The 23,458-nt window shown below is 63.9% G+C and carries 20 protein-coding genes; 10 read left to right on the plus strand and 10 right to left on the minus strand.

All coding sequences use genetic code 11. The features are described from left to right. Positions 1-95: 95 nt before the first annotated feature. Complete coding sequence (purM, locus tag P0D70_RS27535; protein WP_091796660.1) at positions 96-1,163, minus strand: phosphoribosylformylglycinamidine cyclo-ligase; 1,068 nt, start codon at positions 1,161-1,163, stop codon at positions 96-98. Between the two features lie 101 nt (positions 1,164-1,264). Here purM and P0D70_RS27540 point away from each other — a divergent pair, with 101 nt between their 5' ends. The 7 genes from P0D70_RS27540 (at position 1,265) to panB (ending at position 7,577) form a co-directional block, all read left to right on the plus strand. Then, positions 1,265-2,341, plus strand: coding sequence for an AI-2E family transporter (locus P0D70_RS27540; protein WP_408186794.1), 1,077 nt, complete (start codon positions 1,265-1,267; stop codon positions 2,339-2,341). Positions 2,342-2,413: 72 nt separating this feature from the next. After that, complete coding sequence (hda, locus tag P0D70_RS27545; protein WP_091796661.1) at positions 2,414-3,184, plus strand: DnaA regulatory inactivator Hda; 771 nt, start codon at positions 2,414-2,416, stop codon at positions 3,182-3,184. Next, positions 3,177-3,863: a histidinol-phosphatase gene (locus tag P0D70_RS27550; protein WP_091796662.1), complete on the plus strand. Its 687-nt coding sequence runs from the start codon at positions 3,177-3,179 to the stop codon at positions 3,861-3,863. The genes hda and P0D70_RS27550 overlap by 8 nt, the downstream gene beginning before the upstream one ends. Beyond that, positions 3,860-5,449 carry a polynucleotide adenylyltransferase PcnB gene (pcnB, locus tag P0D70_RS27555; RefSeq protein ID WP_408186795.1) on the plus strand — a complete coding sequence of 530 codons (1,590 nt, stop codon included), beginning with the start codon at positions 3,860-3,862 and terminating at the stop codon, positions 5,447-5,449. The genes P0D70_RS27550 and pcnB overlap by 4 nt, the downstream gene beginning before the upstream one ends. A 48-nt stretch (positions 5,450-5,497) precedes the next feature. Then, on the plus strand, positions 5,498-6,046 hold the full coding sequence (folK, locus tag P0D70_RS27560) for a 2-amino-4-hydroxy-6-hydroxymethyldihydropteridine diphosphokinase (protein WP_091796664.1): 549 nt from the start codon (positions 5,498-5,500) through the stop codon (positions 6,044-6,046). Next, a complete protein-coding gene (locus tag P0D70_RS27565) occupies positions 6,043-6,723 on the plus strand; it encodes a deoxynucleoside kinase (RefSeq protein WP_091796665.1) in 681 nt (226 codons plus the stop codon). The genes folK and P0D70_RS27565 overlap by 4 nt, the downstream gene beginning before the upstream one ends. A 38-nt stretch (positions 6,724-6,761) precedes the next feature. Further along, positions 6,762-7,577: a 3-methyl-2-oxobutanoate hydroxymethyltransferase gene (gene panB / locus P0D70_RS27570; RefSeq protein ID WP_408186796.1), complete on the plus strand. Its 816-nt coding sequence runs from the start codon at positions 6,762-6,764 to the stop codon at positions 7,575-7,577. Positions 7,578-7,733: 156 nt separating this feature from the next. Here the strand turns inward: panB and pabB are convergent, their stop codons facing one another. The 5 genes from pabB to grpE all read right to left on the minus strand — a co-directional run bounded on the left by pabB (position 7,734) and on the right by grpE (position 14,293). Then, positions 7,734-9,662, minus strand: coding sequence for an aminodeoxychorismate synthase component I (gene pabB / locus P0D70_RS27575; protein WP_408186797.1), 1,929 nt, complete (start codon positions 9,660-9,662; stop codon positions 7,734-7,736). A 25-nt stretch (positions 9,663-9,687) separates the two neighbouring features. Then, on the minus strand, positions 9,688-10,830 hold the full coding sequence (gene dnaJ, locus P0D70_RS27580) for a molecular chaperone DnaJ (RefSeq protein ID WP_091796668.1): 1,143 nt from the start codon (positions 10,828-10,830) through the stop codon (positions 9,688-9,690). Positions 10,831-11,101: 271 nt separating this feature from the next. After that, a complete protein-coding gene (gene dnaK, locus P0D70_RS27585) occupies positions 11,102-13,063 on the minus strand; it encodes a molecular chaperone DnaK (RefSeq protein WP_091796669.1) in 1,962 nt (653 codons plus the stop codon). A gap of 153 nt (positions 13,064-13,216) precedes the next feature. Next, the gene (locus P0D70_RS27590) at positions 13,217-13,663 is read right to left on the minus strand and encodes a thioredoxin family protein (protein ID WP_408186798.1); all 447 of its coding nucleotides are present in this window, start codon (positions 13,661-13,663) and stop codon (positions 13,217-13,219) included. A gap of 45 nt (positions 13,664-13,708) precedes the next feature. Beyond that, positions 13,709-14,293 carry a nucleotide exchange factor GrpE gene (gene grpE / locus P0D70_RS27595; RefSeq protein ID WP_091796671.1) on the minus strand — a complete coding sequence of 195 codons (585 nt, stop codon included), beginning with the start codon at positions 14,291-14,293 and terminating at the stop codon, positions 13,709-13,711. Between the two features lie 388 nt (positions 14,294-14,681). Here grpE and P0D70_RS27600 point away from each other — a divergent pair, with 388 nt between their 5' ends. Beyond that, complete coding sequence (locus P0D70_RS27600; protein ID WP_012431795.1) at positions 14,682-14,843, plus strand: hypothetical protein; 162 nt, start codon at positions 14,682-14,684, stop codon at positions 14,841-14,843. Here the strand turns inward: P0D70_RS27600 and P0D70_RS27605 are convergent. From P0D70_RS27605 to hrcA, 3 genes are all read right to left on the minus strand, one after another. Further along, positions 14,815-15,222 (minus strand): RNA-binding S4 domain-containing protein, encoded by a 408-nt coding sequence (locus tag P0D70_RS27605; protein ID WP_408186799.1) that lies wholly within the window; start codon positions 15,220-15,222, stop codon positions 14,815-14,817. The genes P0D70_RS27600 and P0D70_RS27605 overlap by 29 nt on opposite strands. Before the next feature lie 8 nt (positions 15,223-15,230). Next, positions 15,231-16,301, minus strand: coding sequence for a ferrochelatase (gene hemH / locus P0D70_RS27610; RefSeq protein WP_408186800.1), 1,071 nt, complete (start codon positions 16,299-16,301; stop codon positions 15,231-15,233). 179 nt (positions 16,302-16,480) lie between these two features. Continuing rightward, positions 16,481-17,500 (minus strand): heat-inducible transcriptional repressor HrcA, encoded by a 1,020-nt coding sequence (gene hrcA / locus P0D70_RS27615; protein ID WP_091796674.1) that lies wholly within the window; start codon positions 17,498-17,500, stop codon positions 16,481-16,483. Between the two features lie 333 nt (positions 17,501-17,833). Here hrcA and P0D70_RS27620 point away from each other — a divergent pair, with 333 nt between their 5' ends. Continuing rightward, a complete protein-coding gene (locus P0D70_RS27620) occupies positions 17,834-18,736 on the plus strand; it encodes an NAD kinase (protein ID WP_091796675.1) in 903 nt (300 codons plus the stop codon). A gap of 72 nt (positions 18,737-18,808) precedes the next feature. Beyond that, positions 18,809-20,479, plus strand: a complete 1,671-nt coding sequence (recN, locus tag P0D70_RS27625; RefSeq protein WP_408186801.1) for a DNA repair protein RecN — start codon at positions 18,809-18,811, stop codon at positions 20,477-20,479. A 58-nt stretch (positions 20,480-20,537) separates the two neighbouring features. Here recN and glnE read toward each other — a convergent pair whose 3' ends face one another. Further along, complete coding sequence (glnE, locus tag P0D70_RS27630; protein ID WP_091796677.1) at positions 20,538-23,330, minus strand: bifunctional [glutamate--ammonia ligase]-adenylyl-L-tyrosine phosphorylase/[glutamate--ammonia-ligase] adenylyltransferase; 2,793 nt, start codon at positions 23,328-23,330, stop codon at positions 20,538-20,540. Between the last annotated feature and the right edge of the window lie 128 nt (positions 23,331-23,458).

The raw sequence follows: 23,458 nt of genomic DNA on the forward strand, positions 1-23,458 counted from the left end.
GGTGGTGGTGCCGCGGTTATGGTGCCGCATGGCGCGGGCCCGCGGCGCCCCGGGGGGCCCCACTAGCACCGCGCGCCGCGCAGACTCCGAAGCCTTTAGACCACTACGGTCTGAGCCTCACCGGCCGCGCTTTCGCGAATCACGCCGATCTTCCAGACCTGCTCGCCGGCGGCGGACAGCAAACCGATTGCAGCGTCAGCATCCGCAGCCGACACGACCACGGCCATGCCGATACCGCAGTTGAACACACGGTGCATTTCCGCATCCGCCACGCCGCCGTGCTTTTGCAGCCACGAGAACAGCGGCGGCAGCGGCCAGGCGCGATGGTCCAGCTCAGCCGTCAAACCTTCACGCAGCACGCGCGGAATATTCTCGACCAGCCCGCCACCCGTGATGTGCGCCATACCCTTGACGGCGACTTGCTGCATCAGCGCCAGCAGCGGCTTCACGTAGATATGCGTGGGCGCCATCAGCGCGTCGGCGAGCGAGCGGCCGTCGAAATCAGCGTTCAGATCAGGCTGCGCGCGCTCGATGATCTTGCGCACCAGCGAAAACCCGTTCGAATGGATGCCGCTCGAAGCCAGACCGAGCACCACGTCGCCCGGGGCAATCGTGCTGCCGTCGATAATCTTGCTCTTTTCCACCGCGCCGACCGCGAAACCGGCCAGATCGTATTCGCCGTCGGGGTACATACCCGGCATTTCCGCCGTCTCGCCGCCGATCAGCGCGCAACCGGACAGTTCGCAGCCGTGCGCGATACCCTTCACGACCGTTGCCGCCGTGCCGACGTCCAGCTTGCCGCAAGCGAAATAGTCGAGGAAAAACAGCGGCTCGGCGCCTTGCACGAGAATGTCGTTCACGCTCATCGCCACCAGATCCTGGCCGACGGTGTCGTGTTTGTTCAGTTGAAAGGCGAGGCGCAGCTTGGTGCCGACGCCGTCGGTGCCGGACACGAGCACCGGCTCTTTATACTTCTTCGGCACTTCGAACAGCGCGCCGAACCCGCCGATGCCGCCCAGCACGCCGTCGCGCATCGTCTTTTTGGCAAAGGGCTTGATCGCGTCGACAAGGGCGTCGCCCGCGTCGATGTCCACGCCGGCGTCGCGATACGACAACCCTTGGGCCGAACCAGTTGAATTCGGGGCGGATTTCGGTTGATTCATGGGGACGAGCTCGAAGGTCGGTAAAATGCGATTTTACCCGATGCCGGCCGACTGGCTGGAATTTGAATCATCCGGTCCCGAACGACACCTGGGAAACAACTTTGCAAGAGAACTCCTCGATTCCGACGCCTGTCCAGCGCCGCGCCTTCACCTGGCTTGCCATTGCGCTAGGCATCGGCATACTGCTCTGGCTGCTGAGTCCGGTTCTCACGCCGTTTCTGCTCGGTGCGATTCTCGCGTACATTCTGCAGCCGGGCGTCGCGTGGATGGTGCGCCGGCGCGTGCCGCGCGGTCTTGCGGCGTTGCTCATGATGCTGCTCTTCACGCTGCTGATGACCTTGCTCGTGCTGCTGGTGCTCGCCGTCATCCAGAAAGAAGGGCCGCAGTTGCGGCAGCAGGTGCCGGTGCTGTTCGCGCACGTGAACGCCTGGCTGCAACCCAAGCTGGCCATGCTGGGCCTCGCCGATTCGCTCGACTTCGCCAGCATCCGCGATCTCGTGATGGGGCAGCTCGAAGGCAGCGCGCAGACGGTGGCGATGTATGCGTGGACCTCCATCCGCACGAGCGGCAATGTCATGATGACGGTGGTCGGCAATGTGGTCATGGTGCCGCTCGTGCTGTTCTACCTGCTGTACGACTGGAACCGTATGCTCGCCCGCATACAGGTCGTGGTGCCGCGCCGCTGGCTCGACAAGACGCTGCAACTCGCGCGCGACATGGACCAGATGCTGTCGCAATATCTGCGCGGCCAGTTGCTCGTCATGGGCGTGCTCGCCGCATACTATGCGATTGCGCTGAGCCTTGCGCGCTTCGAGATCGCGTTGCCGGTCGGGATCTTCACGGGGCTCGCGGTGTTCATCCCGTACATCGGGTTTGCCACCGGTCTCGCGCTGGCGCTGCTCGCGGCGCTGCTGCAATTCGGCGACTGGTACGGCTTCGGCGCGGTCGCGCTGATTTACGGTGTCGGCCAGATCCTGGAGAGCTTCTTTCTCACACCGCGTCTGGTGGGCGAACGGATCGGCCTGCACCCGCTCGCGGTGATTTTCGCGTTGCTCGCGTTCGGGCAGCTGTTCGGCTTTTTCGGCGTATTGCTGGCGTTGCCCGTCAGCGCGATCCTGTCGGTCGCCATGCGCGAGCTGCGCCAAAGCTATCTGGCGAGCACGCTTTATAAGAACTGACTGCTTGTTGACTATTCCGGCCCGCGTGACGGGCCATCTGCGGCTTGGCCTCATTTTCGGCATTAACCTACTGTGCTTCGTCAACTGACGCTCGATCTCGGCACCCCGCCGCCATCGACATTCGACAATTTCTTCGCCGGCGCCAACGCCGAGCTGGTCACGCGCCTGCGCGAGCTCGAGAACGCGCTCGCCGCCGGGCCGGTCGCCGATCGCACCTTCTACATCTGGGGCGAGTCCGGCAGCGGCCGCACGCATCTGCTGCAGGCGCTCGTGCACGAAGCGTCGCCGGGGCACGCGCGCTTCGCCGGCCCGCAGAGCAGCCTCGCCGCCTTCAGTTTCGACCCGCGCGTCGCCCTGTATGCGATCGACGATTGCGACGCACTCTCCGCCGCACAGCAAATCGCCGTCTTCAACCTGTTCAACGAAGTGCGCGCGCATCCCACCAGCGCACTCGTCGCCGCGGGCAACGCGCCGCCCATCGGTATGACGGTGCGCGAGGATTTACGCACGCGCCTCGGCTGGGGCCTCGTGTTCCATCTCGCGCCGCTGCCCGACGAAGGCAAGGCCGCGGTCCTCAAACACGCGGCACGCGAGCGCGGCATCATGCTCGCCGACGACGTGCCGGCCTACCTGCTCACCCATTTTCGCCGCGACATGCCGAGTCTGATGGCGCTGCTCGACGCGCTCGACCGCTTTTCGCTCGAACAGAAACGCGCGGTCACGCTGCCGCTGTTGCGCACCATGCTGGCCTCGCCGGACGCCGAAGAACGGCGCGCCGCGCCCAACTCGGCGACCTCATCCGCTTCATCCGCCGCTTCAAGTAAAATAGGCCCCCATGGCTAACCTCGCACTCTTCGACCTCGACCACACGCTCATCCCCACCGACAGCGACCACGAATGGGGCCGCTTCATGGTGAAACACGGCATGGTCGACGCCGAAAATTTCGCCCGTGAAAACGACCGCTTTTTCGCCGACTACAAAGCCGGCCGGCTCGACATTCACGCCTATCTGATCGCCATGCTCACGCCGCTGTCGAAGTACACGCGCGCGCAACTCGCCGACTTTCACGCGCAGTACATGCACGAAGTCATCAAGCCGGCGATCTTCCCCGTGGCGCAGGAGTTGGTGAAGCAGCACCAGGAAGCCGGCGACCTGTGCTGCGTGGTCACCGCCACCAACGAATTCATCACCCGCCCGATCGCGCAGGCATTCGGCGTCGACACGCTGATCGCCTGCGAAGCGGAAACCGTCGACGGCGAGCCCCATTCGCCGTACACCGGGCGCCCCACCGGCACGCCGAGCTACAAGGAAGGCAAGATCGTGCGCACCGAAGCGTGGCTCGCCTCGCTCGGCAAGACGTGGAGCGACTTCGAGCACAGCTATTTCTATAGCGATTCGCACAACGACATCCCGCTGCTCGAAAAAGTCACGGACCCGATCGCGACCAATCCCGACGACACATTGCGCGCCCATGCGCAGGCCAAAGGCTGGCGCATCCTCGAACTCTTCCAACCCTCGTGATCAAAAAATTTATCCGCAAGCTATTCGGCCAGGACGCGGCACCCGCTGACGACACCCTGCCCGCCGAAGCCGAAGCAGACGAAACCGGCAACGCGCCGGCGCGCACTCCGTCAGGCGCGAGCAAAGCGCGCCGCAAGCCCACCCGCGCCAGCGTGCCCGCGAAAACCGTACGCGACCCGGACGTGCCGGTCATCATTCCGCACGACGTGCACGGCATCGACCAGTCGCTGATCTCGCGGAACGCGATTCGCGTGACGGAGGGTCTGCAACAGGCGGGGCACCGCGCGTTCATCGTCGGCGGTGCGGTGCGCGATCTGCTGCTCGGCATCAAACCGAAAGACTTCGACGTCGCGACCGATGCCACGCCTGAACAGGTGCAGAAGCTGTTCCGCCGCGCGCGCATTATCGGTCGGCGGTTTCAGATCGTGCATGTGCAGTTCGGCCAGGAAATCATCGAAACCTCCACGTTCCGCGCGCTGGTCGATCCGCCCGCGGCAGACGCGGCGCCGCCGCGCCGCCTGAAGCGCGACGAACTCGATCGCCGCACCCATGCAGTTGATGCAAGCGGCCGCGTGCTGCGCGACAACGTGTGGGGCGAGCAGCACGAAGACGCCACGCGCCGCGACTTCACGATCAACGCGATGTACTACGATCCGGCCACGCAAACCGTGCTGGATTATCACAACGGCATGGCCGACATGCGCGCGCGTCTGTTGCGCATGATCGGCGACCCGGCCACGCGTTACCGCGAAGATCCGGTGCGCATGCTGCGCGTGGTGCGTTTCGCGGCGAAGCTCGACTTCGAGATCGAGGACAGCACCCGCGAGCCGATCGCCAACATGGCTGATCTGATCAACAATGTGCCCGCCGCGCGCCTGTTCGACGAGATGCTCAAGCTGATGCTCTCCGGCCATGCGCTCGCGTGTTTGAAACGCCTCCGGCAGGAAGGCCTGCATCATGGCCTGCTGCCCTTGCTCGACGTGGTGCTCGAACAACCCATCGGCGAGAAATTCATCACGCTTGCGTTGAACAACACGGATGCCCGCGTGCGCGCCGGCAAACCGGTGTCGCCGGGCTTCCTGTTCGCCACGTTGTTGTGGCACGACGTGCAGCAGCGTTGGCAAAAATTCGAAGCGAACGGCGAATATCCGGTCCCCGCACTGCATCGCGCAATGGACGAGGTGCTCGACATGCAAACCGAGAAACTCGCGATCCACAAGCGCTTTTCATCGGATATGCGCGAGATCTGGGGTCTGCAGTTACGCCTCGAGAAACGCTCGGGAAGAAGCGCGCTGAAGCTGCTGGAACACCAAAGATTTAGAGCGGGGTATGATTTCCTCCTGTTGCGCTGCGAATCGGGCGAACTCGATGAGTCGGTCGGTGCGTGGTGGACGGAGTTCATAGACGGAGACATCGCCGCACGTGAGACATTGCTCACGCAAGGCGGGAAGGACCGAAGCCCCAGAAAACGACGGCGGCGCAGCAGTGGCGCCCGAAGCCGCAAGCCGGGCGACGGATTGGAGGGCGGCACGCCAGCCGAACGCACAGCCGACGAAGCAGGCCATAACGGCTCGCACGACGACTGACACAGCGTTGGCTGTTGCCGTCGAACGATAGTTGCAGGAAGTTATGCCATGACGGTTGCTTATCTCGGCCTCGGCGCGAATCTCGGGGACGCGCGCCAGACCCTGAAAGACGCGGTGGTGTGCCTCGCACAACAGCACACCATCACCGTGCTCGCCAAGTCGAGCCTGTATCGCACTGCCCCGATCGACGCGGGCGGTGACGACTATTTCAACTGCGTCGTGAAGGTCGATACGACGCTCCCCGTGCGGCATCTGCTTGCGCTATGCCACAAGATCGAACATCAGTTCGGCCGTGAGCGGCCGTTTCGCAACGCACCGCGCACGCTCGATCTGGACATTCTGCTGTTCGGCGATCAATCGATCGACGAAGCCGATCTGATCGTGCCGCATCCTCGCCTGACTGAACGCGCCTTCGCGCTGGTGCCGCTCGTCGAGATCGACGCCGCACTGGTCATTCCGCAACATGGCCGCGCCGAGGCGCTGCTCAGCGGCGTGAGCGATCAGCGCATCGAGAAGGTGAAAGGGCCTTGCCAGTGTCCTATGCTCAATGCATTGACCGCCGGTGAAGGCACTGCCGGCAAGGGCCCCTGCGAATGAATTCATCGCCGCTCACCGTCACGGCACCGCAACTGCGGCCGCCGTTCGGCTATCTCGCGATCGAAGGGCCGATCGGCGTCGGCAAGACGTCGCTCGCACGGCGCCTTGCGCAGCGCTGGTCGATGCAGGAACTGTTCGAACGGCCGCAGGACAATCCTTTTCTCGAACGTTTTTACCGCGACACCGCGCGTTACGCGTTACCCACACAACTGCACTTCGCGTTGCAACGCGCGCAGCAGGCTCAGGACGTAAGCGCGGCGCACGTGTCGGGCACGCCGCTGATCGCCGATTTCATGACGCAGAAGAACGACATCTTCGCGCGTCTGACGCTGCAGGAAGACGAGTGGCAGTTGTATCGCGCGCTTGCCGCGCGTATCGAAGCTAGCGCGCCGGCGCCGGACTTCGTCGTCTATCTGCAGGCGAGCCCTGAGGTGCTGTTCGCGCGTATCCAGAAGCGCGCCGTGCCGATGGAGCTGCAGATTTCCGACGCCTATCTGCACGCCCTGTGCGATGCGTACAACGAGTTTTTCTATCACTACGACCGCACGCCCGTGCTAACGGTCAACGCCGAACACCTGAATCCGCTCGACTCCGACGCGGACCTTGCGCTGCTCGCAGAACGCATTGAAACCATGCGCGGCCGCAAGGAATTCTTTGTCAAAGGCACGTCGCTCTGAGCGGCGTGGCCACCTCTTTTTTCTCAACGGATTGACCCATGACCTATTTGCAGGAAGCGAGCCGGAACGCTATCACCGTGCCGAAACTGCAGGCAATGCGCGACGCCGGCGAAAGAATCGCCATGCTCACCTGTTACGACGCGAGCTTCGCCGCGCTGCTGGACCGCGCGGGCGTCGACGTGCTGCTGATCGGCGACTCGCTCGGCAACGTGCTGCAAGGCCAGACGACCACCCTGCCCGTGTCGCTCGCCGACATCGCGTATCACACGGCTAGCGTGGCGCGCGCGCGGCCCGCGGCGCTGATCGTGGCCGACTTGCCGTTCGGCACTTACGGCACGCCGGAAGAGGCATTCAGAAGCTCGGTTGAATTGATGCGCGCCGGCGCGCAAATGGTGAAGCTCGAGGGCGGCGAATGGCTCGCGGACACGGTGCGCTTCCTCGTGGAGCGCTCGATTCCCGTGTGCGCTCACGTCGGCCTGACGCCGCAATCGGTGCATGCGTTCGGCGGCTTCAAGGTGCAAGGCAAGACCGAAGCGGGCGCGACGCAATTGCTGCGCGACTCGCTCGCCGTGCAGGCGGCCGGCGCGCAATTGATCGTGATGGAAGCGATCCCGACGCTGCTCGCAAGCGACGTCACGAAGCAACTGCGCATTCCGACGATTGGTATCGGCGCGGGACTGGACTGTTCGGGTCAGGTGCTGGTGCTGCACGACATGCTGGGTATTTTCCCCGGCAAGCGACCGCGCTTCGTGAAGGATTTCATGCAGGGGCAGCCGAGTATTCTCGCGGCCGTGGAAGCTTATGTCGCTGCGGTGAAGGACGGCTCGTTCCCTGGGCCGGAGCACACGTTCTGAGTTTCGAGCGTTAGAGGATCGAGCGGAACGGGCCGTTTCGTGCCCGTTGTCGTTCGCTTTGGCGCGTATCCGATATCGCGTTCAAACGCATACAAGGCCGGTTGTCTTTCTCTGGCGACTGGTCGACCTGTCCCAGCCCGTGGCGGCGCGCCTCTCTCAGTCCACGATCCGTGCCGGCAGCGCGCCTCGCAGTGCATTGCACACCATCAGCGCTTCGGCGTTTTGCAGATCGGTCCGGGTGAGCACACGTTCGGCCGCCTGCAGACCCGACGCCTCCTCGAGCAAAACGCTGCGCATCACGCCTGGCAGCACGCCCGACGCAAGCGGCGGCGTCCACCAGCGCCCCGCCAACTTCACGAAGACATTCGACCGGCCACCTTCGGTCAATTCGCCCTGCCCGTTGAAGAACAGCGTGTCGAACGCGCCCTTCGCTTCGGCTTCGCGCCAGCCGCGATCGTATTCGGCGCGGCGAGTGGTTTTGTGACGCAGCAGCAAGTCGTAGGCGTCGGTTGCCGGGAAGGCGTGATCGGGTCCGAGCAACACGCCGACAGTGGAGTCGGCTAGCGGCGTCAGCACGGCCGCGGTGATGTTCGCCGTGCCGTTCTTGCTCAACGCGAGCCGCATGCGATGCGGAGTTTGTGCGGGCAGCGCCGCGCACTTCGCCGCGATCTCCGCGCGAAGGGCGTTGGCGATCGTATCGTCGAGTTTGAAGCCGAGTACCGCCGCGCTCGACGAGAGTCGCGCAAGATGGCGCGACCAATGCCGCACGCCCTCTTCGCGCGTCGCATACATTGTTTCGAAGAGTTCGAAACCCGGCTCGGCATGGGTCAGAAAGCGGGCCTTCAATTGACACTCCGCGTATTCGTCGGCGGCGACGCTGTCGAGCACGATCCCCGCGCCGATGCCCATCTTGCCTTCCAGTTGCCCCGTTTGCGCCGACCGGCTCAGCGTCAACGTGCGGATCGCGACGGACAGGCAGAAGTCACCGCAGGCGGTTTCGTTCGCAGCCGGTGTGGATGTGCCGGCACTCGTGGTGTGCGCGGCCGCCGAGGGCGCATCCAGCCAGCCGATGGCGCCGGTATAGAGCCCGCGCGGCGTGCTCTCGAGTTCATCGATCAATTGCATCGTGCGATGCTTCGGCGCGCCCGTGATCGAGCCACAGGGAAACAGCGCGCGCAGTATCCCGGCGAACGACGTGCCGGGCCGCAACGCCGCATGCACAGTGGACGTCATCTGCCAGACCGTCCCATACGGCTCAACCGAAAAGAGCGCCGGCACCTTGACCGAGCCCGTCTGCGCCACCCTCGACAGATCGTTGCGCAACAGGTCGACGATCATCACGTTTTCGGCACGGTTTTTAGGATCGTTGCCCAGGAATTCGGCAGCGCGCCGGTCCGCCGCCGGGTCGTCGGATCGTGGCGCGGTGCCTTTCATCGGCCGCGCATGCAACGTCTCGCCCTGCTTTTCGACGAAGAGTTCCGGCGAACACGACAACACCCAATCGCCGTCCGGCAACGCGATCAGCGCACCGTAGCGAACCGGCTGGCGCGCTCTCAGCCGCCGATACAAAGCGACGGGCGAGCCGAACACGTCGAAGCCGAGCCGGTACGTGTAGTTGACCTGATAGGAATCGCCCGCGCGCAGGGCTGCGTGGACCCCGTCGATCGCCGCGTTGAACTGCCGCGGATCGACGCTCGCGCGCACGTTGGCCGTGCCCGCCACCGATGGCTCGGCCGCGCCCTGGTCGCGTGCCATGAGCCACGCGTCGACCTCTTCACGCGAACGCTTCTCGCAACGTTCGAACAATAAAAAACGCAGCGTGGCATCGCCACGCTGCGTTTTCAGAGACCAATGCGCCTCGGCGCCGAGGAGATCCCGGCCGAACTCGTAGTCGGCGAGCACGACGGCATGCAAACCACGCAGGGTTTCCGCAGCCACGCGCTCGCACACGGCTTCGAGTTGCGCGGCATCCGCACACACCCATTCCTGCACAAAGCCCGTGTACAGACGACTCGAAGGGCGCGCCGGCAACGCGTCGCAATCGTCGAGCAATGCGAAAACCGCGCCGTGCTCATCTGCCGTCATGCTTACCGCCAAAATCAAACTGTCATTAATCGAAGAAGCTCTTCACCCGGTCGAACCAGCTCTTGCTTTGCGGGCTATGCCGCGAACCGCCCTCGACCAGCGCCTTTTCGAACTGCTTGAGCAAATCGCGCTGCGGCTCGGTCAGCTTGACCGGCGTTTCGACTTGCACGTGCACGTACAGATCGCCGGCAATGCTCGAACGCAGCCCCTTGATGCCCTTGCCACGCAGACGGAACGTCTTGCCCGATTGCGTGCCTTCCGGCACCGTGAAGCTGGCGCGGCCCGCAAGGGTCGGCACTTCGATCTCGCCGCCGAGCGCCGCAGTGGTGAACGGAATCGGCATCTGGCAATGCAGATCGTCGCCGTCGCGCTCGAACACCGAGTGCTGCTTGATATGAATTTCGACGTACAGATCGCCCGACGGGCCACCGTTGATGCCCGGCTCGCCATTGCCGGCGGAACGGATACGCATGCCGTCGTCGATACCTGCCGGGATCTTCACTTCCAGCGTCTTGGTTTCCTTCACCTTACCCGCGCCGTGGCAGTGGCCGCACGGGTCGGGAATGTAGGTGCCGGTGCCGTGGCACTTCGGGCAGGTTTGCTGAATACTGAAGAAGCCCTGCGACATCCGCACCGAACCCGAACCACTACAGGTCGGGCAGGTTTCCGGCTTGGTGCCGGGCTTGGCACCCGAACCGTGACAGATTTCGCACGAGACCCAGCTCGGCACGCGGATCTGCGTGTCGTAGCCGTGTGCGGCCTGTTCGAGCGTGATTTCCATGCTGTAGCGCAGATCGGCGCCGCGGTACACCTGCGGGCCCGCGCGGCCGCCGCCGCCACGCGCGGCGCCACCGGCTGCCTGGCCGAAGATGTCGCCGAAAATATCGCCGAATGCGTCGGCAAAACCGCCAAAGCCTTGCGCTCCGGCACCGCCCATGTTCGGATCGACGCCCGCGTGGCCGTACTGGTCGTACGCGGCACGCTTTTGCGAGTCCGACAGCATTTCATAGGCTTCCTTCACCTCTTTGAAATGCCCTTCCGCATCCTTGTTGCCCGGATTGCGGTCGGGGTGGTGCTTCATCGCGAGCTTGCGATAAGCCTTCTTGATTTCGTCGTCGCTCGCGTTCTTTGCGACGCCCAGAACCTCGTAGTAATCCCGTTTCGCCATATCGGTTCAACGCCACTCGCGCAATGCGACGCGGTGGCTCCTCTTGAATGCTGGAGTCTAACGACTCGTCCGGCCGCTGTTTCATGCCCTTTCAACATGGCCTGAAAACAACGCCCTCCATAAAACAAATGTGCCCGGAGAGCCCCAAAAGGCTCGCCAGGCGCGATAACCGCTTTCGCACGTTCATGTCGCCCGGTTGGACGCAATCCCTTGTGCAGCCGGGCCGCACACATTGCTGTGTGCGGCTTTACGGTCGAAATGCGACCTGGCTTTAGTCTTTCTTGACTTCCTTGAACTCGGCGTCGACCACGTCGTCCTGCTGCTGGCTCGCTCCACCCGCCGATGCACCTGCGCCGCCCGCACCCGCCGCGCCTGCTGCCGCGGCTTCCGCGCCTTGCGCAGCCTGCATGTCGGCGTACATCTTCTCGCCCATTTTCTGCGAGGCGGTGGCCACCACTTCGATCTTGGCTTCGATCGCGGCCTTGTCGCTCGAACCGCTCTTCAGCGTTTCTTCGAGGTCCTTGAGCGCGGCTTCGATCTTTTCCTTCTCGGAAGCTTCGAGCTTGTCGCCGTATTCGGTGAGCGCCTTCTTCGTGCTGTGGACCAGCGCGTCGCCCTGGTTGCGGGCGTCGGCCAGCTCACGCAGCTTGTGATCTTCTTCCGCGTTCGCTTCGGCGTCCTTCACCATCTTCTCGATTTCGGCTTCGGACAGACCCGAGTTCGCCTTGATCGTGATGCGGTTTTCCTTGCCGGTCGCCTTGTCTTTCGCGCCGACGTGCAGAATGCCGTTCGCGTCGATGTCGAAGCTCACTTCGATCTGCGGCGTGCCGCGCGGTGCCGGCGGAATGCCTTCGAGGTTGAACTCGCCCAGCAGCTTGTTGCCAGCTGCCATTTCGCGTTCGCCCTGATACACCTTGATCGTCACGGCGCCCTGATTGTCATCAGCCGTCGAGTAGACCTGTGCGTGCTTGGTCGGGATCGTGGTGTTCTTGTTGATCATCTTCGTCATCACGCCGCCGAGCGTTTCGATGCCGAGCGACAGCGGGGTCACGTCGAGCAGCAGAACGTCCTTGCGGTCGCCCGACAGAACCTGGCCTTGAATCGCGGCGCCAACGGCCACGGCTTCGTCCGGGTTCACGTCACGGCGCGGGTCCTTGCCGAAGAATTCCTTAACCTTTTCCTGCACCTTCGGCATACGGGTCATACCGCCGACCAGAATCACGTCGTCGATTTCGCCGACCTTCACGCCTGCGTCCTTGATTGCCACGCGGCACGGTTCAATGGTGCGTTCGATCAGCTCTTCAACCAGCGCTTCCAGCTTCGCACGCGTAATTTTCAGGTTCAAATGCTTCGGACCCGACGCGTCGGCTGTGATGTACGGCAGGTTGATTTCGGTTTGCTGGCTCGACGACAGCTCGATCTTGGCCTTTTCAGCCGATTCCTTCAGGCGCTGCAGCGCGAGCACGTCTTTCGACAGATCGACGCCCTGTTCCTTCTTGAACTCGCCGATGATGTAGTCGATGATGCGTTGGTCGAAGTCTTCACCGCCCAGGAACGTATCGCCGTTCGTGGACAGCACTTCGAACTGCATTTCACCGTCAACGTCGGCGATTTCGATGATCGACACGTCGAACGTACCGCCGCCCAGGTCATACACCGCGATCTTGCGGTCGCCCTTTTCGGCCTTGTCCAGACCGAATGCCAGAGCGGCTGCGGTCGGTTCGTTGATGATCCGCTTCACTTCCAGACCGGCGATGCGGCCTGCGTCTTTGGTGGCCTGACGCTGGCTGTCGTTGAAGTACGCAGGAACCGTGATCACGGCTTCCGTGACCGGCTCGCCGAGGTAGTCTTCAGCGGTCTTCTTCATCTTGCGCAGCACTTCCGCCGAAATTTGCGGCGGAGCGAGCTTCTGATCGCGCACTTCGACCCATGCGTCGCCGTTGTCGGCTTTCATGATCTTGTACGGCATCAGGCCGATGTCTTTCTGCACTTCTTTTTCTTCGAAGCGGCGGCCGATCAGGCGCTTGACCGCGTACAGCGTGTTCTTCGGGTTCGTGACCGACTGACGCTTCGCAGGCGCGCCGACGAGAATCTCGCCGTCTTCCATGTAAGCGATGATCGACGGCGTGGTGCGCGCGCCTTCCGAATTCTCGATCACCTTGACCGAATTGCCTTCCATGATCGCCACGCACGAGTTGGTCGTGCCGAGGTCGATGCCGATGATTTTGCCCATTTTTACTAATCTCCTGACTTTGATCGCTGCGGGAAGCGCCTTGTTTGCCCTGCTGGCGGTAAGGCGATCCGCTCTCAATTCCTACCTGCACTCAACATAAGTGCGTCCGCATCGTTTTCAAGACCTCTTTTACGATGCGGTCTTTAATTTTTTTCAATCGGGCGAACTTTCGCCCGAAATTGTTCCATCGGCTTGCGGGCCGGCGGTTTTTGCAGCATCAGCCACCCGGATTTTTTCCCGTGCGGCCGCAACCGCGGCCTGGAACTGCCCGAGGCCATGCCAGCCGGTTGCCCGGCCGAGCCGCTTGCCGCGGTAAAAAAAGAACCATGTGGGCACGCCGTGCAGCGTGAAGCGCCGCCCCAGTTCGCGATGCTCGTAAACGTTGCTGTGAAACCATTTGAGACCGAGAGCGCGAATCGCGTCCGGCTGCGCCAGCATGGCCTTCTTGGCAATCTCGCAGTTAAAGCAGTCGAGACCCCAGAAAAACACCACGGCCAGTTCATCGCCCGCTCCGGCGAGCCCGGCGTCGAATGACTCCGCGCTGAGCGCCTGCATCTCGAAGGCCGCGAACGCGGTGGCGTCGACGGGAATATTGGCCATGGCGACGCCTGCCAGACTAAACGGCTTCTGAACGCCTCGTCGCGCTTACTTCGGGGCCGCGACGGTCACGAGTGCCGGTCGCAGCACGCGATCGGCGATTACGAAGCCCTTTTGCAGCACGGCCACCACGGTGTTCGGCTCCTGGTCGGCCGGAACCATGGAAATGGCCTGATGGCGATGCGGGTCGAACTTCTCGCCAACCGGATTCAGGGCGACGACGCGACCCTTTTCCAGCGCGCCAGTGAGCTGGCGCAGCGTGAGTTCGACGCCTTCGCGCACTTTCGGCAGATCGTCGGTGGAGTGCGCGACAGCTGCTTCGAGGCTGTCGATCACCGGCAGCAGATGCTCGGCAAAAGTCTCGATCGCAAACTTGTGCGCCTTGGCGACGTCTTCCTGAGCGCGGCGGCGCACGTTTTCGGTCTCAGCCTTGGCCCGCAGGAAGCTTTCCTGCAACTCGGCGATCTTTGCCTGAGCCTCGGCCAGTGCCGCTTGCTCGGCGCTTGCCGGCGAGTCGGTCGCCGCGTTCGCAGCGGCTTCCTGCTGAGGTGCCGCGGCCTCGGCGGCCTGGCGCGCGGTTTCGTCGGCGGGCTTGGAATTCTGGCTCGTCGGGTTCTCTTGCGTGTTTTCCATGTCGCTGAAAGTCGTTAAAAAGTGAAAGCGAGGTAAAAGCCGAGGGCGGCGGCAGCGCATTAAGCCTGGTGCGGTTTGTGCGTTGCAAAATCGCGACAGACAACTTCGCGAGTCACCGCAAATCAACACGGCAGATGAGGCCGGAAAGAACCATTTCAAGCGGTTCTCCCGGATCTTTTCGCACCACGGCCGGGCAGCGGAAATGCCTGGTTACAACCATTAATGCGACGCAATCAGATTGAGATTGAGTGCGGGCGGCAAGTGGCCTATGCTCCAACAAAGCATCGGAAAAGACGCGTTAACCCTAATCTGACGTAATCCTTTCCGATATCTTGCAATTTCACCCGATTCGCCCGTCTTTATCCTGAACCTTCCCGAGGGGAGTACCGTGAAACTGACCTTTGCAATCTCGGTGGTCGCATTGGTTCTGATTGCGGGCACCACGACCATCTGCATGTCCGGGGCTGTCAACGATCACACTACCGAATATGGTGGCGTGCACGCGACCATGGAACAACTGTTCAATCCCCACCTGAAAGTTTGTCGATAGTGCGCCGGTCGCGCTTGGTCGGTCGGCCGTGTAATGCGGCCGCCGGCTCGCGATACGTCTTGCGCCGCTCCTGTTCGACCTGCCGCTTCAACTTACTCTCTTCGGTTTCCGCATAAAGCGTTTGCGCGACACTCGCCGGGCCGCGCACGTCGCACACGCCCAGCACCTCCACTTGCCACACGATCCGTTCGATCTCGATCTCGACCAGGTCACCGACCCGCACGTCTTTGGCCGGCTTGACGCTGGCGCCGTCAATGCGCACATGTCCTTTTTCGACGGCCGCCGCCGCGAGCGAACGCGTCTTGAAGAAGCGCGCCGCCCACAGCCATTTGTCGATGCGCAACTTGGCGCCGGCTTCGGTTGAAATCCTGTAATTCATGAGCCTGCTCAAGCTCCTGTCGTGTGCGGCACCGGTAGCGCCTGCACCGGCCAGCCCTGCAAATTCTGCGCAACGATTTCGCCCAACGCGGCAATCCACGCCTGCGAGGCGTTCAGGCAGGGAATCCGATGGAAATCCTGGCCGCCCGCGTGCAGGAATTCGTCGCGCACCTCCATGCCGATTTCCTCGATGGTTTCAAGGCAGTCGGCCGTAAAGCCCGGACAGAACAGATCAGCACGCCGCACGCCCGCCGAGCCCAGCTCCTTGAGCGTGGGTGCGGTGTACGGCTGCAGCCACTCGGCCTTGCCGAAGCGCGACTGGAACGTGATGCGGCATTCCACCGGCGTCAGTTCGAGTGCCTGCATCAGCAGCGCGCCGGTTTGCTGGCATTGCTCGTGGTATGGGTCGCCGAGATCCAGCGTGCGCTTGGGCACGCCGTGAAAGCTCAGCACCAGCTTGTCACCAGAGGCGAAATCCGGCCGGCCGTGCTGATGCCAATAGTGATGTACCTGCGCGGCGAGCGCCGCAATGTAGGCCGGATGATCGGCGTACTGGCGCACCGTGCGGATTTCCGGCTGATTGCGCATGCGCTTGAGCGCCGAAAAGGCGTCGTCGAACGCGGTGGCCGTGGTGGACGACGAATACTGCGGATACATGGGCATCAGCAGCACGCGTTCGGCGCCCGCCAGCTTGAGCTGGTTCAGCATGGCCGGAATGCCCGGCGTGCCGTAACGCATCGCGTAGTCGACGAGCACCGTGTAGTCGTTCAGTTGCAGCAGATGACGCAAGGCTTCCGTCTGCTTCTCGGTGTACACGCGCAGCGGCGAGCCTTCGGGCATCCACACTGTGGCGTATTTCTTGGCGGAGGCGCGGCCGCGGAACGGCAAAATCAACAGGCGCAAGATGATCTGCCAGAGCAGCGCCGGAATTTCGACCACCCGCGGATCGGAAAGAAACTGCGCGAGATAGCGGCGAACCGCACGCGGCGTCGGCGCGTCGGGCGTGCCGAGATTGATCAGGAGCACGGCGACGCGGTGTGATGTGGCGTTCTGTGAAGGCCGCTCGAGGTCGAAGCGCATAGGCAGCAGAAGTAACCGGTTAGGCGGAGTGGCGGTTCAAGTGGGAACCATTATAGCGGCGAGCTTCATGCACCGGTCCGCCGGACACCCCTGGCCATTCGGCCAATTGGCAAGCCGCGCGCCGTGACGCATTATTTGCGGCAGGAACCGGCGCGGCGAGGAGTCGAAAAGAAAGCTATTTACTGTTGGCTGAGCGTGAGGGAAAGCAGGCGCGCGGTAATGTCCACAATCGGAATCACGCGGTTGTAGGCCATGCGGGTCGGTCCGATCACGCCCAAGGTGCCGACAATCTTGCCGTTCACCTCGTAAGGCGCGGTGACCACGCTCATTTCCTCGATCGGCACGAGATTCGACTCGCCGCCAATGAAAATCTGCACGCCCGCCGCGTGACTCGACACGTCGAGCAATTGAAGGAGACTGGTCTTTTGGTCGAACACATCGAACAGCTTGCGCAAGCGCGCCATATCCGACGAGAGGTCGGCCACTTCGAGCAGGTTACGCTCGCCGGAAATCAGCACGGTCTCGCCCGTGTCGGCTTCGTCGGTGCTGGCCGTGACGGCGGCGTGCATCAGCGTGGTCATGTCGCCGCGCAGTTCGTCGATTTCTTCGCGCAGGCGGCGGCGCACGTCGTCGAACGAGAGGCCCGCGAAGTGCGCGTTGATGTAGTTGGAGGCTTCGACCAGTTGCGACGGCGAGAAATCGCGCTGGGTCGCCATGATGCGGTTCTGCACATCGCCTTCCGGCGTGACGATGATCAGCAGAATGCGTTTGTCGGACAAACGCATGAACTCGATCTGCTTGAACACGTGGCTGCGCCGCGGCGTGAGCACCACGCCGGCGAACTGCGACAGGTTGGACAGCACACTCGCCGCGGCAGCAACGACTTTCTGCGGCTCGCCTGCCTTCAGCGTGGTCTTGACGGTACGCATCACGGCTTCTTCGTCCGCGGCGGACTCCACCGTCAACATGGTGTCCACGAACAGGCGGTAGCCGCGCGGCGTGGGAATGCGGCCCGCGGAAGTGTGCGGGCTGATCACGAGCCCCAGGTCCTCGAGGTCGGACATGACGTTGCGGATGGTGGCGGGGCTCAGTTCGAGGCCCGAATAGCGCGACAACGTGCGCGAGCCGACCGGCTGACCTTCGGCGATGTAGCGCTCGATCAGCGTTTTGAGGAGGGTTTGTGCGCGAGGATCTAGCATGACGGAAAATTTTAGCTCAATGGCACGACTACCGCGAGCGCTAGGGGCGCCCATCCCTGACGAACGCGCCACCGCTTGCCGCTGCGGCACGTTGCCTTCGGTCCGGCACATCATTGGCCGGCGTTCAGTCCGGCGCGTTGCGGAGCACCTTGCGGGCCGCCTTCCGGGCGGCCCGGCTGGCGGCACCCCGCCGCACTTTAGCCGGCGCGCATGTCATCAAGGCTTCACCATTCTAACGATAATCGCGAGAGGCGCTGGCGGCCCGCGCGCGCCGGCCCGTCACCGGGTCTGTCTACGGTTCTTTTCAGGCCCTACCTATGGTGTAATGCCGGCATGCAAGTGACCAGCCAGTTCAAGACCGTCGCGCTCGTCGGGCGCAACAATACGCCGGGTATCGCCGAGCCGTTGACCGCGCTCGCCTTGTGCATCGCGAAGCGCGGCTTCGAGGTCGTGTTCGAAGCCGACACCGCTGCCGAGATCGGCGTCACCGACTACCCGGCGCTGCGTCCCGCCGAGATCGGCGCGCGCGCCGACGTGGCCGTGGTGCTGGGCGGCGACGGCACGATGCTCGGTATCGGCCGACAGCTCGCGCCGTATCGCACGCCCTTGATCGGCATCAACCATGGGCGGCTCGGCTTCATTACCGACATTCCGATCTCCGACATGCGCGAGATCGTGCCGCAAATGCTGTCCGGCAATTTCGAGCGCGAAGAACGGGTGCTGCTCGAAGCGCGCATCATGCGCGACGGCAACCCGATCTATCACGCACTGGCCTTCAACGACGTAGTGGTCAACCGCAGCGGCTTCTCGGGCATGGCGGAACTGCATGTCTCGGTGGACGGCCGCTTCATGTACAACCAGCGCTCGGACGGCCTGATCGTGGCCACGCCCACCGGCTCGACCGCTTACGCGCTGTCGTCGCAAGGGCCGATTCTGCATCCGCAGTTGCAGGGCATCGTGCTGGTGCCGATCGCGCCGCACGCGCTGTCGAACCGTCCGATCGTGCTGCCGGACGATTCCAAGGTGAGCATCCAGATCGTCTCGGGCCGCGAAGTGAACGTCAATTTCGACATGCAGTCGTTCACCTCGCTCGAACTGAGCGACACGATCGAAGTGCGCCGCTCGCGTCATACGGTGCCGATGCTGCATCCGGTCGGCTACAGCTACTTCGCCACGCTGCGCAAGAAGCTGCACTGGAACGAATACCCGTCGCACGAAGAAGACCCCAAGCCCTGAGCGGCAAGGACACCCGGAACGCGAACGCCGCCGCTGCCGAACCCTGACTACCCAGCTCACCAGACGACCTCCATGCTTCGCCACCTCTCGATACGCGACTTCGTCATCGTCGCCGCGCTCGATCTCGAATTCGACAGCGGCTTCACTGTTTTCTCCGGCGAAACCGGCGCCGGCAAGTCGATCCTGATCGACGCGCTGGCGCTCGCGCTCGGCGCCCGTGCCGATGCGAACGTCGTGCGCACGGGCGAAAGCCGCGCGGACATCACCGCGGAGTTCGAAACGCATGCGCAGGTCGAGCACTGGCTCGACGAGCAGGCGCTCGGCACAATCGGCGCCGACGGCCATCACGGCAGCACCGTCATGCTGCGGCGCGTGGTGGATGCCAACGGCCGCTCGCGCGCCTTCATCAACGGCACGGCGGCGACGCTCGCGCAGTTGCGCGAGGTCGGCGAAATGCTGGTGGATATTCATGGCCAGCACGCGCACCAGTTGCTGATGCGCCCCGACGCGCAACGCGAACTGTTCGACACCCACGCCGGCCTGTCCGACACGGCGGCCATCGTCACGCGGGCATGGCGCACATGGCGCGAGAAGGTTCAGGCGGTCGAGCATGCGCAAACGCGTGACCGTGAACTGCAACTGGAACGCGAGCGCCTCGCCTGGCAGCTCACCGAACTGGACAAGCTCGCGCCGCAGCCGGGCGAGTGGGAAGAGGTCAACGCCGAGCATCGGCGGCTGTCGCATTCGGCCAATCTGATCGACGGCGTGCAAGGCGCACTCGGCGCGCTGTCCGAATCGGACGAGGCCATGATCACGCATCTGTCCTCGATCGTGTCGAAGGTGCGCGATCTGGCGGAGATCGATCCGGCCTTGAACGACGTGCTGGCCGCGCTGGAACCGGCCGAAATCCAGTTGCAGGAAGCGGCTTATTCGTTGAGCCATTACGCGCAAAAGCTCGAACTCGACCCGGACCGGCTCGCGCAGGTCGAAAAGCGTCTGGATGCATTGCATTCGGCCGCGCGAAAATTCCGCCTGCAGCCGGAAACGCTGCCCGAAGAACACGAGGCGCGTCGCGCGCAACTGGCCGCGCTCGACGCCGCCGCGGACCTCGACAGCCTGCACGCCGCCGAGGCCAAAGCCAAAGAAGCCTTCCTGACCGAGGCAAAGAAACTGTCGAAGGCGCGCGCCAAGGCCGGCAAGGCGCTGGGCGCGGCAGTCACCACCGGCATGCAGGAACTGTCGATGAAAGGCGGCAGCTTCGAAGTCGCGCTGGTGCCGCTGCCCGAAGGTGGCGCGCATGGGCTCGAACAGGTCGAGTTCCGGGTCGCCGGTCATGCGGGTGTGCCGCTGCGGCCGCTCGCGAAGGTCGCCTCGGGCGGCGAGCTGGCGCGTATCAGCCTCGCGTTAGCGGTAATCGCGAGCGCCGCCAGCCCGACACCCACGCTGATTTTCGACGAAGTGGATACCGGCATCGGCGGTGGCGTCGCTGAAGTAGTCGGGCGGCTTCTGCATCAGCTCGGCCAGCAGCGCCAGGTGCTGTGCGTCACGCATTTGCCGCAAGTCGCCGCGCGCGGCGACCACCATTTCCAGGTGGCCAAAGCGGGCAATGGCAAAGGCGGCACGGTCAGCAGCGTGACTTCGCTCGACAAGGCGAACCGCATCGAAGAAGTGGCACGGATGCTCGGCGGCCTGGAGATCACCCCGACCACCCGCAAGCACGCGAAGGAAATGCTGGCAGCCTAATTGCTGATCAGCCGGGGGGCATCCCCCCGTCGCCGCGAGCCGATCAATCCGCGCGCCCTCACCCGAACACGCGCTTCCACAACCCGAGCACGGCTTCACGCTCGTTGGCCACCAGCGCCGGCTCGACGCGCGCCTTCTCCATGCCGTCCAGCCGCAGCTTGTGTTGCAATTTGCGGTAAGTGCGATATGCCGCGCCGACCGTCTCCGCTTCCGCCTCGCTCATCAGGCCGAAGCGCGACACTTCCCGTAGCAGCGCAATGTTGCCGGTGTTGCGGATCAGCTCGGGGTCGCTCGCCGCGTGCAGCAACACCCAGTACTGCACGGTGAATTCGATATCCACCATCCCGCCGCGATCGTGCTTGAGATCGAACAGCGCCGTATGGTTCGGATGCCCCGCCCCGACGCGCTCGCGCATCTCGACGATCTCCTTCGCGAGCGGCGCCGCTTCGCGCGGCGTGGTCAGCACCTGTTCGCGGATGGCCTCGAATTTCGCGCCGATCTCGGCGTCGCCCGCGCAGTAACGGGCGCGGCTCAATGCCTGGTGTTCCCATACCCACGCCGTATTGGCCGCGTCGCCCTCGCGCAACTGGTAGCGGCGGAACGCATCCAGATCGGTGACGAGCAGGCCCGACTCGCCGTTCGGCCGCAACCGCAAGTCGACGTCGAACAGCGTGCCCGCGCCGGTCGCTGTCGTAAGCCAGGTGATGAGGCGCCGGGTGTAGGTGGAGTAGACGTCGGCTGCGGCGTCGTCGGTGTCGTCGTAGAGAAAGATCACGTCCAGGTCGGATGCGTAGCCCAGCTCCTTGCCGCCCAGCTTGCCGTACGCGATCACCGCGAAACGCGGCACTTCGCGATGGCGCTTCGGCAACTGCTTCCAGACCGCTTCGAGCGTGACGTCGAGCACGGCGTCGGCGAGTTCGGACAGCCGGTCGCTCACATGCTCGACACTCAGCTTGCCGGCCAGATCGATCAGCAGAATGCGGAACACCTCGGCCTGGTGCGCGTGGCGCAGCAGATCCATCTGCTGTTCCACGCCGTCGGCGGCGGCCAGACGCAGGCGCAAGGTGCGCTTGAATTCGGGCCAGTCGAACGGACTATCCATCGCTTCGTCGTCGAGCAACTCGTCGAGCAATTGCGGATGGCGGATCAGATAACCGGCCGCCCAACGCGATCCGCCGAGCACCGACAGCACGCGGTGCAGTGCCTGCGGATATTCGGTCAGCAGCGCCAGATACGCGCCGCGCCGGCTGACCGCTTCCAGCAGGTCGAAGAAGCGCGCCACCGTATCGCCGCGCCGCGCGGCGGGCTCCAGTGTGCGCGCGGCTTCGAGCGCGCGTTGCGCGACGATGTCGAAGCGTTGCCGGCTGCGCTCGGCCAGCCCCGCGTAACGCGACGACTGCCATACCGCGCGCAGCCGCGCGAGCAGTTCGCCCGGCTCGGCCACGCCGAGTTCGATCAGGCGCGCCTGCAGGACTTCGTCGGCGCTGTCGTCGGCGAGTGCGCTGCTCCAGACCCATGCGGCAGCGCCGTCTTCGGGTGCGCCGCAGCCGTCGCGACCGTTCACCTTGTCGGCGAAAATCTGATCGAACTGCTGTTCGACGAACTCGCGATGCTCATCGAGCTTCGCCATCAGCGCGGCGTAATCGTCGCAGCCCATGGCGTGGGCGAGCGCCGCGCGCTCCTCTGGCGCGACCGGCATGGCATGGGTCTGCGCGTCGTTGCGGTATTGCAGACGGTGTTCGAGTTCGCGCAAGAAACGATAAGCCTGCGAGAGCTTCACGCAGACCGACGTGTCGATCAGCCCGTGCGTCGCCGCATGGCGCAGCACGGCGAGGGTCGGCCGCACGCGAAAGCCCGCGTCCTGGCCGCCACGGATCAACTGGAATACCTGCGCGCTGAATTCGATTTCGCGGATGCCGCCGCGCCCGAGCTTGATGTCGTCGGCCTTGTCGGGCCGCATGGACGCGCGACGCTGCGCCTCCTGGCGAATCTGCAGATGCAGCGCGCGAATCGCGCTGATCACGCCGAAATCGAGATAGCGGCGGTAGACAAACGGCGTAACGATCGCGTCGAGCTGTTTCTGTAGCCGCTGCGCCGCGTCGCTCGTGCCTTCGGACACGAGACGGCCCTTGATCCACGCGTAGCGCTCCCACTCGCGGCCCTGCACGTAGAAATACTCTTCGAGCATACCGAGGCTGCATACGAGCGGCCCCGAATCGCCGTTCGGCCGCAGCCGCATATCGACCCGGAACACGTAGCCGTCGGCGGTGACTTCGGCGAGGGCGCCGATCAGGCGTTTGCCGAGGCGTGTGAAAAAGTCCTGGGTGGCGATCGGAGAACGCTGGCCGCCCGCAGTCTCGCCGTCCTCTTCATAAATGAAGATCAAGTCGATATCCGACGACACGTTCAGTTCGCGGCCACCGAGCTTGCCCATGCCTACCACGCCGAGCGCGAGCCGCTCGCCGTGCGGTCCGCGTGGCTCGCCGTATAGCGCTTCGAGTTCGGCGGACAGGACGGCGAGAGCGCGCTGGATCGTCGTCTCGGCCAGATCGGTCATCGTGCCGGTGACTTCGGCGACATCCGCCGCGCCGGCGAGATCGCGCTCCATCACGGCGCAAAACACCTCGGTGCGCAACTGGCGCAGCGCCCGTTTGAGTGCATCTTCACTCAATGGCGCACCGGTCGCGCCAGCCGCCTCGGCGCACAATGCGTCGAAACGGGCGTCGATACGGTCTCGGGTCAGCGGCAAGGAAGCGAGCGCCGCCACCTGCGCGACGAGTTGCGGGCGGGCCGCCGCGGCGCGCGCCGCGTAGTGTGAATAGCTGGAACTCAGGAGAGTGGCGTCTGTCATCAAGGGTCTGGCTCGCTCGTTGCTTGATCAGCTTGGTTCAATTCGCAGCAGCACACGGCGCGACAGCCTCGCGCAGGTCGCGAGACGGCGCGCAGACAGGGTTTGCAGGAAGTCCGTCCACGCTATTC

Source organism: Paraburkholderia sp. RL17-381-BIF-C (assembly GCF_046026435.1).
GTDB lineage: Bacteria > Pseudomonadota > Gammaproteobacteria > Burkholderiales > Burkholderiaceae > Paraburkholderia.